The organism is Pseudomonas sp. TE3728 (assembly GCF_056279145.1).
Genome location: NZ_JBWBQT010000001.1, coordinates 6,669,812 through 6,683,431, shown reverse-complemented (window position 1 = coordinate 6,683,431; position 13,620 = coordinate 6,669,812). Strand labels below are relative to the sequence as shown.

Annotated in this window: 12 protein-coding genes; 6 read left to right on the top strand and 6 right to left on the bottom strand. The window is 59.1% G+C overall.

Features of this window, described 5'->3' with window-relative positions:
• Positions 1-15: 15 nt before the first annotated feature.
• Positions 16-1,347 (bottom strand): aminotransferase-like domain-containing protein, encoded by a 1,332-nt coding sequence (locus ACZ89R_RS29745; protein WP_429547240.1) that lies wholly within the window; start codon positions 1,345-1,347, stop codon positions 16-18.
• An 87-nt stretch (positions 1,348-1,434) separates the two neighbouring features.
• Here ACZ89R_RS29745 and ACZ89R_RS29740 point away from each other — a divergent pair, with 87 nt between their 5' ends.
• Together ACZ89R_RS29740 and ACZ89R_RS29735 are read left to right on the top strand one after the other, a co-directional pair.
• Positions 1,435-2,331 (top strand): DMT family transporter, encoded by an 897-nt coding sequence (locus ACZ89R_RS29740; RefSeq protein ID WP_429377002.1) that lies wholly within the window; start codon positions 1,435-1,437, stop codon positions 2,329-2,331.
• A gap of 145 nt (positions 2,332-2,476) precedes the next feature.
• Positions 2,477-3,022, top strand: coding sequence for an Hsp20/alpha crystallin family protein (locus tag ACZ89R_RS29735; RefSeq protein WP_123494025.1), 546 nt, complete (start codon positions 2,477-2,479; stop codon positions 3,020-3,022).
• An 85-nt stretch (positions 3,023-3,107) separates the two neighbouring features.
• Here the strand turns inward: ACZ89R_RS29735 and ACZ89R_RS29730 are convergent, their stop codons facing one another.
• On the bottom strand, positions 3,108-4,025 hold the full coding sequence (locus ACZ89R_RS29730; protein ID WP_429547241.1) for a universal stress protein: 918 nt from the start codon (positions 4,023-4,025) through the stop codon (positions 3,108-3,110).
• Between the two features lie 440 nt (positions 4,026-4,465).
• On the opposite strand from ACZ89R_RS29730, the gene ACZ89R_RS29725 reads away from it, so the two are divergent.
• Together ACZ89R_RS29725 and ACZ89R_RS29720 are read left to right on the top strand one after the other, a co-directional pair.
• A complete protein-coding gene (locus ACZ89R_RS29725) occupies positions 4,466-5,386 on the top strand; it encodes a universal stress protein (protein WP_429377007.1) in 921 nt (306 codons plus the stop codon).
• A 104-nt stretch (positions 5,387-5,490) separates the two neighbouring features.
• Positions 5,491-5,916: a potassium channel family protein gene (locus ACZ89R_RS29720; protein WP_429547242.1), complete on the top strand. Its 426-nt coding sequence runs from the start codon at positions 5,491-5,493 to the stop codon at positions 5,914-5,916.
• 45 nt (positions 5,917-5,961) lie between these two features.
• Here the strand turns inward: ACZ89R_RS29720 and ACZ89R_RS29715 are convergent, their stop codons facing one another.
• Entirely contained in the window at positions 5,962-6,639 is a 678-nt protein-coding gene (locus tag ACZ89R_RS29715; protein ID WP_429547243.1) for a dienelactone hydrolase family protein, read from the bottom strand.
• 1 nt (position 6,640) lies between these two features.
• Entirely contained in the window at positions 6,641-7,336 is a 696-nt protein-coding gene (locus ACZ89R_RS29710; RefSeq protein ID WP_429547931.1) for a phosphoribosyltransferase, read from the bottom strand.
• Between the two features lie 253 nt (positions 7,337-7,589).
• On the opposite strand from ACZ89R_RS29710, the gene ACZ89R_RS29705 reads away from it, so the two are divergent.
• Positions 7,590-8,156, top strand: a complete 567-nt coding sequence (locus ACZ89R_RS29705) for a phosphoribosyltransferase family protein (protein ID WP_429547244.1) — start codon at positions 7,590-7,592, stop codon at positions 8,154-8,156.
• A 205-nt stretch (positions 8,157-8,361) separates the two neighbouring features.
• Here the strand turns inward: ACZ89R_RS29705 and ACZ89R_RS29700 are convergent, their stop codons facing one another.
• Positions 8,362-8,859: a BCAM0308 family protein gene (locus ACZ89R_RS29700; RefSeq protein WP_123494005.1), complete on the bottom strand. Its 498-nt coding sequence runs from the start codon at positions 8,857-8,859 to the stop codon at positions 8,362-8,364.
• Between the two features lie 388 nt (positions 8,860-9,247).
• On the opposite strand from ACZ89R_RS29700, the gene ftsH reads away from it, so the two are divergent.
• Positions 9,248-11,074 carry an ATP-dependent zinc metalloprotease FtsH gene (ftsH, locus tag ACZ89R_RS29695; protein ID WP_429547245.1) on the top strand — a complete coding sequence of 609 codons (1,827 nt, stop codon included), beginning with the start codon at positions 9,248-9,250 and terminating at the stop codon, positions 11,072-11,074.
• A gap of 6 nt (positions 11,075-11,080) precedes the next feature.
• On the opposite strand, the gene ACZ89R_RS29690 is transcribed toward ftsH, so the two are convergent.
• A complete protein-coding gene (locus tag ACZ89R_RS29690; protein ID WP_476241482.1) occupies positions 11,081-13,462 on the bottom strand; it encodes a phosphoketolase family protein in 2,382 nt (793 codons plus the stop codon).
• Positions 13,463-13,620 lie beyond the last annotated feature (158 nt).

The window sequence follows — 13,620 nt, the reverse complement described above, 5'->3', positions numbered from 1 at the left end:
ACAGCCCTCTTCCGATTACGAATAAGCCCCAATCATCCACTTCACTTTTTCCAGCGCCTCGCGTAATGCACCCATCTCCACCGAGCCCAGCGCCAAGCGAAACGCATGCGGGACGTTGACCGAAGTGGCAAAAGGTTCGGCGGTGGAAACCGAGACGTTTTCCCGCATCAACGCCATGGCGATCTGGTCGGCTCTTGCGTCTTCCGACAACGGCAGCCAAAGAAAATACGACGAGGGATGGCGAATGCAGCGCAGCCCCGCCAGTACCTCGCCGGCCACGACTTGCCTCGCTTGCGCGTCCTGGCGCTTCTCGGCTTCCAGTTGCATGACGGTGCCGTCGTCGAGCCATGCAGTGGCGATTGCTGTCATCACGCCCGGGGTATTCCAGGTGGTCGCTTTGATCGTGCGTTCCAGCGCGGGCACGTGTTGAAGGGGGGCGACGACGAAGCCGATGCGCAGTCCGGTGGCCACGCTCTTGGAGAGGCCTGATACGTACACCGTTCTCTCAGGGGCGAGGTCCGCCAGCGGTGCGGGAGGATTTTCCGCCAGGAAGGCGTAAGCGGCGTCCTCAATGATCAGCAGCCCATGACGGCGCGCAATCGTCACCAGGCAGTCGCGTTGATCGGCACTCATCACCCATCCCAGCGGATTGTGCAGGGTCGGCATCGTGTACACGGCCCGCACGCGCCTGTGCCGGCACAGGCTTTCCAGCGCCTCCAGATCAGGGCCGTGATCGAGCACCGGAATGGGCACGATTTCAAGGTGCAGTGAGTCGGCCAGGGCCTTGAATCCTGAATAGGTCAAGGCATCCGCCGCAATCACGTCACCGGGTTGCAACAGCGCCATCATCGTCACGGCCAGCCCCTGCTGGGCACCGGTAACGATCAGCACCTGCTCCGCCTCAACCGCCAGGCCTCGGACGCGCAGATGGCGCGCCACCGAGGCGCGTTCATGCAGGCGCCCCGCGTGTGGCTGGTAGCGCAGCAGCGATTCCAGATCGCCGGCCGATGCGAGCTGGCGCAGGGCATTTCGTAGCAGTTCTGCCTGCCCGGGAAGCGCTGGATAGTTGAAGTTCAGGTCCGTCATGCCAGCGGCAACGCTATGCTGGTCGATACTCTGACCCGGTGACCACGAGGTTTCCCTCACAAAGGTGCCCCGCCCCATTTCCCCGCTGACCAGGCCCATGGCTTCCAGCTCCGCGTAAACGCGGCTAGCCGTCACCAGCGCCAGGCCTTCCGTTGCCGCCAACTGACGGTGGGTCGGCAAGCGCGTGCCCGGCAACAGTCGTCCTGAGCGGATGTCCGCGGCAAATTCATCCACCAGTGATTTGTAGCGTGAACGAGGCATGCGCAAGTGTATCCATGACAATATTTTGATTGTATTGAGTTTCGTCCATAGGATGCCTCCCATGCAACCGGCATAAAGGGAGTCCTCATGGAACGCACATCGAATCTGCAAACCCACACCACGGAAAAGACCGCGAGCGGCTGGCTCAACGGGTTTATCGGCGTGCTCATTTTCAGCGGCTCGCTGCCGGCGACGCGGGTGGCCGTTCTGGAGTTTGACCCGGTCTTTTTGACGGTTGCGCGGGCCAGCATCGCTGCCCTTCTGGCGCTGTGCATGTTGCTGCTTTTCAACGAAAAACGACCGGCCAAGAGTCAGCTTCTCTCCCTGGCAATCGTGGCCTTGGGCGTTGTATTGGGGTTTCCGCTGCTGACGGCGCTGGCACTGCAATATGTGACGTCTGCGCATTCCATCGTCTTCGTTGGCCTGTTGCCACTCGCCACAGCAGCCTTCGGCGTCTGGCGCGGTGGCGAGCGTCCCCGGCCGGTTTTCTGGTTCTTCTCAGTGTTGGGAAGCCTGCTGGTGGTAGGTTTTGCCGTTTCCCAAGGCCTGACCGCCTCTCCTGCGGGGGACATTCTGATGTTGCTGGCCATCCTCGCCTGCGGATTGGGCTATGCAGAAGGCGCAAAGCTTTCAAGAACACTGGGCGGCTGGCAGGTGATTTCCTGGGCCCTGGTGCTGTCGCTTCCCGTCATGGTGCCGCTGACCTGGTTCCTGGCCCCGCCTTCGCTCTCGGGAATCACCCCGACCGCATGGTTCAGCCTGGCTTATGTCTCGCTGTTCAGCATGTTTCTCGGCTTCGTGTTCTGGTATCGCGGGCTGGCCCAGGGCGGGATTGCCGCCGTCGGTCAGCTTCAGCTGCTACAGCCGTTTTTTGGCCTGGCGCTGGCGGCCACGCTGCTGCATGAGCAGGTCAGCCTTGGCATGTTGGGTGTGACCGTTGCGGTGATCCTTTGCGTGGTCGGTGCGCGCAAGTTCTCGAAATAGACGGCTCGCCGTCAGAAACCGACTGTTGGTCGGTCTGGCGGCTGCAGGAATACTAACCTTTTAAGGTAAGGCCTGAATTTGTCGTGGTGGACCGGCCTCCGAGACGTTCCCGGCCCACCGCAGTGCTCGATAGGAGGAATGAAAAATGGCCAATTTCGAGAAGAAAATGCCGGTGCAGACCGACGACGAAAAAACCGATCAGCAACCGACGGTGGCAGACCCTTGGCGGCCCCTGGAAAAACTGCGCCAGCAGGTCGATCACCTGTTCGAAGACTTCAATCGTGGCTCGGGGTTGACCCCTTTCCGGCGTGGGCTGTTCGATGTCGAACCGTTCTGGAGTCGGGAATTTATCGGCCGCAGCCTGCCTGCGGTAGACATTACCGAGAAGGATGAAAGCTTCGAAATCACCGCCGAACTGCCGGGCATGGATCAGGAAAATATCGACATCAAATTGTCCAATGGCAACCTGATCATCAAGGGTGAAAAGAAAGAGGACAAGGAAGAAAAAAGAAAGGGCTATCACTTGTCAGAGCGTCACTATGGTTCCTTCCAGCGGGCATTCAGCCTGCCTAAAGGTGTCGATGCCGACAAGATCGAAGCGAACTTCAGTAAAGGTGTGCTGAGCATTTCGCTGCCGAAGAAGCCCGAAGCCATGAACGCGGACAAAAAGGTGCAAATCAAATCAAGCTGAATCGCCCTTCGCGCGACAGAAAGCCCCTTGCCGGGAAACCGGTCAGGGGCTTTTTTGTGGTCGCGAGGGCGCCAGGCAGAACCTGTCAGTCGACCCGGGGCAATGGCTTGACGATCGTCAGACTGGAGGGCGACCGGTTCAACACACTTTCGGCCGTACTGCCGATGAACATATCGATCCCGCGATGGTAGGTTGTCCCCAGTACTACCATGTCGAAGGCATGTCGTTGTACAAAATGTGCGATCACCTCAGAGGGAATCCCAGGCAGTAGATGTTGCTGTTGTTTCTCGATTCCGTAGCGCTCGGCAAGCACCTCAAAGGCCTCCAGCTGAGCATCGATGACCGCGTCTCTCAAACTGCCATCCAGTGTCGCTGTCGGCACGTTCACCTCAGACTCCCCCAACTCCGACCAGCCGTCGACATTGAGCAGGTGCAAGGTGGCGCCGCAGGATTCAGCCAGCGTCGAGGCCAGGTCGAGAATCCGGTCATTAAGCCCTTGGGTCAGCGCCTCCAGATGGGACAGGTCAACGGTGGCGAGTATGCTCAACGGGTTTGCATTTGCGGCATCGGTGACCAGGTGCAAAGGGGCCGGACAGTTGCGCAGCAACTGCCAGTCCAGAGGCCGGTGAAAGACGCGATCGAGTGCCGACACGCGATGTGTGTCCTTGATCACCAGGTCCGCATGGAAGTCATTCACGTACTCAAGCAGATGCGCCAGGCTCGGTCTGGCCCAGACCACTTCAGTGGTCACCTGCAACCCTTCGCATCGTTGAAACCGGGCTTGCTGCTCCAGCCAGTGACGATGCACCTGCAAGTAACCTTCCCGCGCCTGAGCCATTGCGTCGTGGTCAAACAGGCCGGCCACCGCCAGTGCCTGGACATGATCGAAAGCGACGATGTGAAACATTGCACCGGTTGCACAGGCCAGGGCTCGCGCCCGATCGAAAGCCGGGGTGCGGACCATTTCGGTCGGGGCAATCAATAGCAGACGTTGAATTTTCACCACTACTCTCCTTGCAACATCGGCAATTGTATCGCGCGGGCCAACATGGTGGCCCGGTCGAACGCTGGAGTACGAGTCATGGCGGAAGGAGCGATCAACAGTAAACGCTGTGTCTGCGACATAGGGCACCTCGGCGCACGGCCATCTCGATGCAGTGGGTAGAACCACAGAGTGAGCGCTTCAGAACCGGGGGATTTGATCTTTGTCAGCTATAGGGTCGACCGTTCTTCTGAATCGTCAGTTTGCTGGAAACAAACCCGAAAGCGGCTCTACAACGCCCCCACCACACGTCGGGGCGCATGCAGCATCACTCGCCAGGTTGATAAAGATCAATCCCGTTCCTCCCGTCAGTGACAGGATAAAAAACAGGGCATCGGTGCCCAAACGCATGGGTGCCATGGAGCACAGGTGTTTCCGCAGTTTTTGACAGGAGCTTGGTCATGTCTGAGCAATTACGCTTCATGCTGGTCGTCTCGCCGCTCATGGAAAACAGCCCCGCGTTCGATCGGGCCGCCGCGTTGGCCAAGGCCGCGGGCGCGGCCCTGCACATCGTCGCCTTCGATTACCTGGAAGGTTTGGCAACGGCCAGCCTGGTCAATGAACAAGTGCAGGAGCAGATGCGGCTCGGGTATGTCGAGCGCCATCGCCAGTGGCTCGAAGAACAGGCCCGTCCCTTGCGTAAAATCGGTGTGCCTGTCACCACTGAAGTGGTTTGGGTAGAAAGACCGTTGCAGGAAATCCTCGTTCACCTCAAAGAACAGCCGATGGCAGTCCTGATCAAGGCTCTGGAGTACGAGTCGCTGCTGTCACGGATCATGTTCACGCCCCTGGATATTCATCTGCTGCGCGAATGCCCGGTTCCGCTGCATTTTGTCAGCCATGTGCAGCACGCGTTGCCACGCAAGATCGTCGCCGCGGTCGACCCCTTCCACAGCAATACTCAGTACAAGGATTTCAACGACAGGATTCTGCGCGAGGCGTCAAAGCTGGCTAGTACCTGCAACGCCGAGCTCGATGTTATCTATGCCCATGACCTGTCATCGATCAGCGCGGACGAGTTCGATTTCGACAACGCCTCGACGTTTTTCTCTTCAGGCAAAGCCAAGACACTGTTCGATGCACAGGGCGATGCCTTCCGCGAATTGGCCGAGCGCAACGGTATTGCGCCGGAGCAACAGCACATGATCATGGGCAACCCGGCCAAGGTCCTTACCCATTACGCCGATGCGTACAACGTCGATGTGATTGTCATGGGTCGGGTCGGCCATCGTGGCATGGGTCGATTGGTGGGCAGCACCGTGGAGCATCTGCTGTACAAAATGCCGTGCAGTGTATGGGTGGTTTCACCTGAAGATCTGTAGAGGGACAGGCTGTGATGACAGCATCTGGCGTTATGACCGTGGGGGCGTGATTTTTGTCAATTAATGACCGGTTAGTGATAGCCGGACACACTCACAGGTGCATGATGCTCGCGGTCACATTGATCAATACGCTGGTGGTGATCGTCGCAGTGGTGATCCATTACGAATGCCTGTTACGCCTCAATGACTGGTTGCCGAGGCTTAAACTCTGGAGCCGCTTCAGGATTGTCGTCGGGGTGTTCGGTGCTCTGCTGGCCCATGCCATAGAGGTGTGGTGCTTCGCGCTGGTCTATTACCTGATGGTGCGCTCCGGAGAATGGGGCAGCCTGACTGGCAACTTCGATGGTTCACTGATGGACTGCGTGTACTTTTCATTCACCACGTACACGACAATCGGTTTCGGCGATATTGCACCGGTGGGCAACCTCAAGTACCTGACGGGTCTGGAGGCCCTGACCGGTCTGGTACTCATCACCTGGACGGCATCCTTTCTGTTTATCGAAATGCAGAAATACTGGAAGCGCAAATAACCCGCCGCCCTTCCCTTGCACGGACCATTTGGCGTATGACAAGCATCAGACAGTGGTGGTCGACGCTGGACGACCCTCGTGCAGATACCGCTCGAACCAGTCGCCAGCCAGCCTGGCGACTGTTTCAAGCGCGCCTGTTTCTTCAAAAAGATGCGTAGCGCCCGGCACGACTTCCAGACATTTCTCACACCGCAAGGCATGACTGCTTTGCACATTCAGATTGATCACCACCGGATCTTGCTCACCGACAATCTGCAGGGTCGCAGCCTTCACGCGGGCCAGCGCCGCACCCGCAAGGTCGGTCCGCCCTCCTCGGCTCACCACGGCATGCACCACGTCCGCACGCTCGGCCGCTGCCATTAGCGCCGCAGCGGCACCGGTGCTGGCGCCGAACAATCCGATCCGAAGCTGTTGCAGTTCGGCATCCTGGCCAATCCAGTCGATCACCTTCACTAACCGCCCGCAAAGCAGTGCGATATCGAAACGCAGCTCCCGGGTCTGATTGTCCAGGCGTTGCTCCGGTTCAGTGAGCAGATCGAACAGTAATGTGCCCAGCCCTCGCCGGGCCAGCGACTCGGCAACTTGTTGATTACGCGGGCTTGAACGACTGCTGCCGCTGCCATGGACGAAGACCACCAGGCCGACAGCGTTCTTGGGCAGACGCAGGTCGGCAGACAGCGCCACGTCCCCCAGGTCCAGCTTTCGATAGCGAGCCTCAATCATTTCAATCCTCCTGACCGGGAACACTCCCGCCGGATTCTCTGTGCCAGGCCCGTTGCAAAAGATCGATGACTTCATCGTCCGAGGTCTGGGAAAAGTTCATGTACCAATAACCGATCGACATCATCCACTCAGGAATCAGCGGGCAGATCACCTCATCGACTTCGCTATACAGGGCCTCTAGCGTATCAAGCGGTGCCACTGGCACCGCAACGACGATGCGCGACGGTGATTGCAGGCGCACCGCGTGTATCGCCGCCATCATCGAGGCGCCGGTCGCCAGGCCGTCGTCAACCAGAATCGCCACCTGATCCTTGAGTTGCACCGGCGCCCGCGTCCCACGGTAGGCACGCTCGCGACGCACCAGCTCCTGCGTTTCCCGTGCAACCACGTTATCGAGTGTGCGTTGATCGATACGGTTCGCCCGCAGCGCCTCTTCATTGACGATTTGTATGCCGCCACTGGCAATCGCGCCCATGGCGAACTCCTCATGGAATGGCACCCCCAGCTTGCGGACCAGCATCAGGTCGAGGCGCACCTCCAGAGCCGTGGCAATTTCATAGGCAACCGGCACGCCGCCACGGGGCAAAGCGAGAACGATGACATCGGGTCGATGAGCGTATTTGAGCAACGGTTCTACCAGTCTCCGACCGGCATCAACCCGGTCGCACAAGAGGGTTTGCGATGAGGGACTCCGAATCACTTGAAACCTCCCCGGCGATCACGCCTGTCGGTTCGTATCACACCGCCCTGACTTCTCCAGACCGTGGGCAGCTGTCGCGTCCTCACTGAATCAAGCATCATCCTTAGTTTAGATTCCGCTCCTGAAATCTCCTTGTTGTTGATTTATATCAAGTCCCCGCGCAAGGCTGTCCAGTGGTCCTCCCAAGGCGCATGCTCTACACAGCCCTTACGCTATGATTCACCCATCGGGCTTTCGACGGGAGACTGCCATGCCTACTCTGCCTTCGAGTCAGCGGTTGCGCTTGTACGACAGCGATGAACTCGATTCGGTGCTGCAGGCGATGGCGCGCCAGGCCGCAACACTGTTGCCGCCCGCTCAAGCGGCATTGGTCGGCATCCAGCGCCGTGGTGAGCCTCTGGCACAGCGTTTACGGCAACATCTGTCACGTCAGACCGGCCAGCCAGAACTGCCTCTCTACCCACTGAAGGTCAAGCGCTATGCCGATGACCTCAAGGTGCTGCATGCACACACGGCACTGACCGAGAACCCGCTTCTCAACACACTGGACCTTGCCAATACCACCCTGCTGATTGTCGATGATGTGCTGTTTGAAGGCCATTCGCTCCTGCGCACCTGCGCGTACCTGGCGCAACTCGGTGCTCGTCGGGTCTACACGGCAGTACTGGTCGACCGGCATGTCTGCCAGCAGCCGATCCATGCCGATATTGTCGGAGTGCACCTGCAAGTGGCCGCCCATGACATCGTCGAATGCAACGTGCCCCCCTACGAAATGGAGTTTTGCATTGAAGTGCTGCGTCATGGCGCCGCCCGCTGACTCGCTTTCCAGCCAATTGAGTATAGTCGGCAAGGTCCGCCCCTAGACTGCCAGAACGCTGCAAGGCACCTGATACAGGATATGTTCGGTCGTGATCTCCCTGGCGTTGATAAATATCAAATACCTGCGCCAGGCAGGCTACCCGCATAAACCTGCCTGGTAAGCGATAGCAGTTTGTGCGCGTCGAGTACAAGCTCGCCTGCTTCTAGTCGTCACGCGTCCAGCTGACGCTCAGCCCGTACTCATTATCGTTGTACTGATAATCGGAGTGTCCTTTGAAAGCCGCTTCAAGTGCATGACCCAGACGGTTCGCGAGATGGATACCGGTGGTGGTCACAATCAGCGCATCCTCTGAGTCGGTCAGGCTGATGAGGCGCTCCAGGGCATGTTCCGCTTTTTCCTGTTCCTCGGTATTTTTGATCAGGTTGACGATTTCATTCAGATGCTCAAGCAAGAAGCTGCCCGATAGCGTCAGCGTACCGGCAGGCCTGTTGTCATTGGTACGCCGACAGGCAGGGCAGATCATCGATTGCGCGTCATGAATCACCGTGTTCTCAGGAATCTTCCAGGTCCAGTTACCCGCTTGATAAGCGGCTCCACACTCCGAACAGATGGCAGAACCTTCGACTCGCGGCAAACAATACGGATCATGCGCCGGGGTTTTGAACAGGTTGTTTTTTTGACTCTGCTGATACTTGTCCATGGTCTTTTCCTCACAAATGACTTGGATAAAAATCCCACGCGAAGCTGTGCTTTCAAATCGCCACCTTGCAGAGGCGCGCATTGAAAACACCGTGAACCTCAAGACTTAATTTGGACCCGGTTCCTTGCTGCACAGGTTGATAATTGTCAATTCGGGCCAACAACCGACAGTCGGTCACCCCGCTATTGCCAGGGTCCGCATGGCGTAGCGCTTCACCCGCGAGGGAGAAGCTGAAGCAGGCTATCTTTAGTAAAGGGGTCGGTCGCTGGCCTGCAGAAACAGGGTGTCGCTTTTCAATGACTTTTCATCCCCTGGGCGTGGAACAACCCTGACCGCGCGGTGGCGGCCCGTTATAAACGACCCTGCGTTCCCACTCTGAGCCAAGGCCATGAAAAAGAACGACCAGTGGAATCTGTCCTACTTCGCGATCGCTTTTATCGTGCTGAGCCTCGCACAGATATTCTTCGGTGAGCGCCAGGCGGTGCAGCCCCTCCCGTACAGCCAATTCCTGCAACTGTTGAACGAGCAAAAAGTCAGTGATTTGCGGGTCGATAAGGACCAGATCAGCGGCAAGTTGCAAGAGCCCATCGACGGACGCGAGCGGTTCTCCACCGTGCGGGTCGACCCGGCGCTGGCGACCGAACTGTCTCAATCGGGCGTCGGTTTTACCGGAACCACCGAAAACACCTTCATGAACAGCCTGTTGGGCTGGTTGTTGCCGTTTGTCCTGATCATGGTGTTCTGGAATTTCCTGTTTCGCGGGATGGCGGACAAACAAGGCCTTGGCGGGCTGATGAATGTCGGTAAATCCCGGGCCAAGGTGTTTGTCGAACGCGACACCGGGGTCACCTTCGCCGATGTCGCGGGCATCGATGAAGCCAAGGCCGAGCTGGTGGAAATCGTCTCGTTTCTCAAGGACACGGCCCGATACGAACGCCTGGGCGCACACATTCCCAAGGGCACCTTGCTCGTCGGCCCGCCAGGCACCGGCAAGACCCTGGTGGCCAAAGCCATCGCCGGTGAAGCCGGTGTACCGTTTTTCTCGATCTCCGGCTCCGAGTTCGTCGAGATGTTCGTCGGAGTCGGCGCAGCCCGGGTACGCGACCTGTTCGAGCAGGCCAGGCAGGCGGCGCCCTGCATCATCTTCATCGATGAACTCGACGCATTGGGCAAGATGCGCGGCATCGGTACGCTGGGCGGCAATGACGAAAAAGAACAGACCCTCAACCAGTTACTGGCTGAACTGGACGGCTTCGATCCCCGTGAGGGCGTGGTGTTGCTGGCCGCGACCAACCGGCCTGAGGTCCTCGACCCGGCGTTGTTGCGGGCGGGGCGCTTCGACCGGCAGATTCTGATCGACCGCCCCGACCGCAAAGGTCGGGAGGCGATCCTCAAGGTTCATATGCAGAAAATCACCGTGGAGCCAGGGCTTGATGGCGCACGTATCGCCGAGATCACCACCGGCTTCACCGGCGCCGACCTGGCCAATCTGGTTAACGAAGCGGCCATCGTCGCCACTCGACGCGGTGCCGAAGCGGTCAGCCTGAACGATTTCACCGCGGCCGTAGAGCGGCTCATCGCGGGGCTCGAACGCAAGAGCAGCCTGCTCGATCCCGACGAGCGCCGGGTGGTGGCCTATCACGAAATGGGGCATGCCCTGGCCGCCAGCACGCTGCCGGCGATGGACCCGGTGCATAAAGTGTCGATCGTGCCCCGCGCCATCGGCTCGCTCGGCTATACCCTGCAACGACCGACCGAGGATCACTTCCTGATCAGTTGCCAGACCCTCAAGGACCGGATTGTCGTGCTGATGGCCGGGCGTGCCGCTGAAGACCTGATCTATGGCCAGATCTCCACCGGGGCCGCCGATGATCTTGTCCGCGCGACCGATATCGCCCGGCAACTGATCACCCGGTTCGGCATGAGCGCCGAACTCGGACAATCGGTGCTGGAGCGGCAAAACGCAACGTACCTGGGAGACCGCATGGCCACGGTAGGCGAGAAGGATTATTCGGAACAGACCGCCCGGGAAATCGATCTGGGTATCCGCGCCCTGCTCGATGAAGCCTACCAACGGGCCAAGGCATTGCTGGAGAGTCGCCGGGCCGACCTGGATGAGGGGGCCCGTCTGTTGCTGGAAAAGGAAACCCTCACCCCCGAGGAATTCCCGCCGCTGATGCCACTCAAGCCTGCCCCGGCAATACCGAAACTGTGATCCCCATCAAGCCCGGTTATCCGGCGCCGGTGTCCATTGCCACTGCATCACTTCGGGCATGTCTTGCCCGTGTTCGATGAGGTAAAGCTTGTGTTTCTCCATCGTCGCCCAGTAGCGCGCCCGGGCGGTCTGGAGCTGATCATGCAGTCGGGGCACGCGCTCGATGACATCCAGTGCCAGCTGATACCGATCCAGGTTGTTGAGCACCGCCATGTCGAACGGTGTGGTGGTCGCCCCCTCGTCCTTGAAGCCGCGAACATGAAAGTTTTCGTGATTGGTGCGTTTGTACAGCAGTCGGTGGATCAGCGCGGGATAGCCGTGGAAAGCGAAAATCACGGGCCGGTCGACGGTGAACAGTTCATCGAATGCGTTGTCCGGCAAACCATGGGGATGATGGTACGACGGTTGCAACACCATCAGATCGACGACATTGATCACCCTCACCCGCAAATCCGGCACGTATTCGCGCAGCAAAGTGACCGCGGCCAGGGTTTCCAGGGTCGGCACGTCGCCGGCACAGGCCATGACCACGTCGGGGTCGCTATCGTCCCGGCAGGCCCAATCCCACCGTCCGATACCAACCTGGCAATGACGAATCGCCGCATCGATATTCAGCCATTGCCATTCCGGTTGCTTGCCGGCCACGATCACGTTGACGTAGTCGCGGCTTCTGAGGCAATGATCGGTCACCGACAAGAGGCAATTGGCGTCGGGCGGCAGATAGATCCGGACCACGTCCGCGGTCTTGTTCGCCACCAGATCAATGAACCCCGGGTCCTGGTGGGAGAAGCCGTTATGGTCCTGGCGCCAGACATGGGACGTGAGCAAATAGTTGAGCGAGGCAATGGGTTTGCGCCATGGCACTTCAGCAGCGGTTTTCAGCCATTTGGCATGCTGGTTGAACATCGAGTCGACAATGTGGATGAACGCCTCGTAACAGGAAAACAGCCCATGCCGGCCCGTCAGTAAATAGCCTTCAAGCCAGCCTTCGCACACCTGTTCGCTCAGAATCTCCATCACCCGGCCATCGGCTGCCAGATTGACGTCGTCGACGCCCAGCGGCTCCATCCATGCCTTGGCGCTGACTTCATACACCGCATCCAGCCGGTTCGAGGCGGTTTCGTCCGGGCCGAACAGACGAAAATTGCTCGACGTCAGATTGTCTTTCATCACGTCTCGCAAAAACGCTCCCAGCACCCGTGTGGCTTCTGCGCGCAGACCACCGGGAACCTCGATGTTCACCGCATAATCGGTGAACCGCGGCAGCTCCAGCGGTCGTAACAGCAGCCCACCGTTGGCGTGTGGATTGGCGCTCATTCGCCGGTGGCCGGTCGGTGCCAGGGCGGCGATTTCGGGCAGCAAGGTGCCATTGGCGTCAAACAGCTCGTCAGGGCGGTAGCTGTAAAGCCATTCCTCCAATTGCCGCAAGTGTGTGGGTTGCTGGAAATCGGCCAAGGGGACTTGATGCGCGCGCCAGGTGCCTTCGACTCGACGGCCATCGACGATTTTCGGTCCCGTCCAGCCCTTGGGCGTGCGTAATACCAGCATCGGCCACAAGGGCCGCTCCGGTGTCCGGGTTTGCGGCCGTTGGCGCGCGATCCGCTGAATTTCCCGAATCTCCAGCACGATGGTGTCCAGCGTTTTGGCCAGGGCTTGATGAACCTCTTGCGGGTCATCGCCCTCGACGAAATACGGATCGTAGCCATAGCCATACATCAAGGCCGATAACTCCTCCTCGCTGATGCTGGAGAGCACGGTCGGGTTGGCGATTTTGTACCCGTTCAGATGCAAAATCGGCAGCACCGCCCCGTCACGCGCCGGGTTGAGAAACTTGTTGGAGTGCCAACTGGCCGCCAACGTCCCGGTTTCGGCCTCGCCGTCGCCAATGACACACGCCACCATCAAATCCGGGTTATCGAACGCGGCGCCGTAGGCATGGGCCAGGCTATAGCCCAGCTCGCCTCCTTCATGGATCGACCCCGGAATCTGCGCTGAAACATGGCTGGAAATGCCGTAGGGCCAGGAAAACTGCCGAAACAGTCGGGTCAGACCGTTGGTGTTGCACCCTACCGACGGGTTGAATTCGGTGTACGTCCCTTCCATGTAGGTCTGGGCCACGACCGCCGGGCCGCCATGCCCGGGGCCGGCGATGAAGATCATGTTCAGGTCGTGGGTCGTGATCAGGTGGTTGAGGTGCGTATAGATCAGGTTCAACCCCGGCGTCGTGCCCCAGTGTCCCAGTAACCGTGGCTTTACATGCGCCAGCGTCAGCGGATCCTTCATCAACGGGTTGTCCTTGAGGTAGATCTGCCCGACCGCCAGATAGTTGGAGGCCCGCCAGTAGGCATCCAGCCCTTCCAGTTGCTCGGCACTCAAAAAATCGCTCATGACGTTCTCCGCAAGGGGCTCGGTATACCGATAAACATGCGCCAATTCTGGGAGTCTGCAACGCGCAGGACTTGATTTACATCAAGTCCTGCGCCGGCTGCCCCGTCTTGACGAGGACGAGCCTTTTCCCGCTCGTCGATTGCCCCCGTAAACGCCCG

Coding starts and splice junctions, on each gene's coding strand:
- ACZ89R_RS29745 (WP_429547240.1), bottom strand. CDS start 1,347: ATGCCTCGTTCACGCTACAAATCACTGGTGGATGAATTTGCCGCGGAC.
- ACZ89R_RS29740 (WP_429377002.1), top strand. CDS start 1,435: ATGGAACGCACATCGAATCTGCAAACCCACACCACGGAAAAGACCGCG.
- ACZ89R_RS29735 (WP_123494025.1), top strand. CDS start 2,477: ATGGCCAATTTCGAGAAGAAAATGCCGGTGCAGACCGACGACGAAAAA.
- ACZ89R_RS29725 (WP_429377007.1), top strand. CDS start 4,466: ATGTCTGAGCAATTACGCTTCATGCTGGTCGTCTCGCCGCTCATGGAA.
- ACZ89R_RS29720 (WP_429547242.1), top strand. CDS start 5,491: ATGCTCGCGGTCACATTGATCAATACGCTGGTGGTGATCGTCGCAGTG.
- ACZ89R_RS29715 (WP_429547243.1), bottom strand. CDS start 6,639: ATGATTGAGGCTCGCTATCGAAAGCTGGACCTGGGGGACGTGGCGCTG.
- ACZ89R_RS29705 (WP_429547244.1), top strand. CDS start 7,590: ATGCCTACTCTGCCTTCGAGTCAGCGGTTGCGCTTGTACGACAGCGAT.
- ACZ89R_RS29700 (WP_123494005.1), bottom strand. CDS start 8,859: ATGGACAAGTATCAGCAGAGTCAAAAAAACAACCTGTTCAAAACCCCG.
- ftsH (WP_429547245.1), top strand. CDS start 9,248: ATGAAAAAGAACGACCAGTGGAATCTGTCCTACTTCGCGATCGCTTTT.
- ACZ89R_RS29690 (WP_476241482.1), bottom strand. CDS start 13,462: ATGAGCGATTTTTTGAGTGCCGAGCAACTGGAAGGGCTGGATGCCTAC.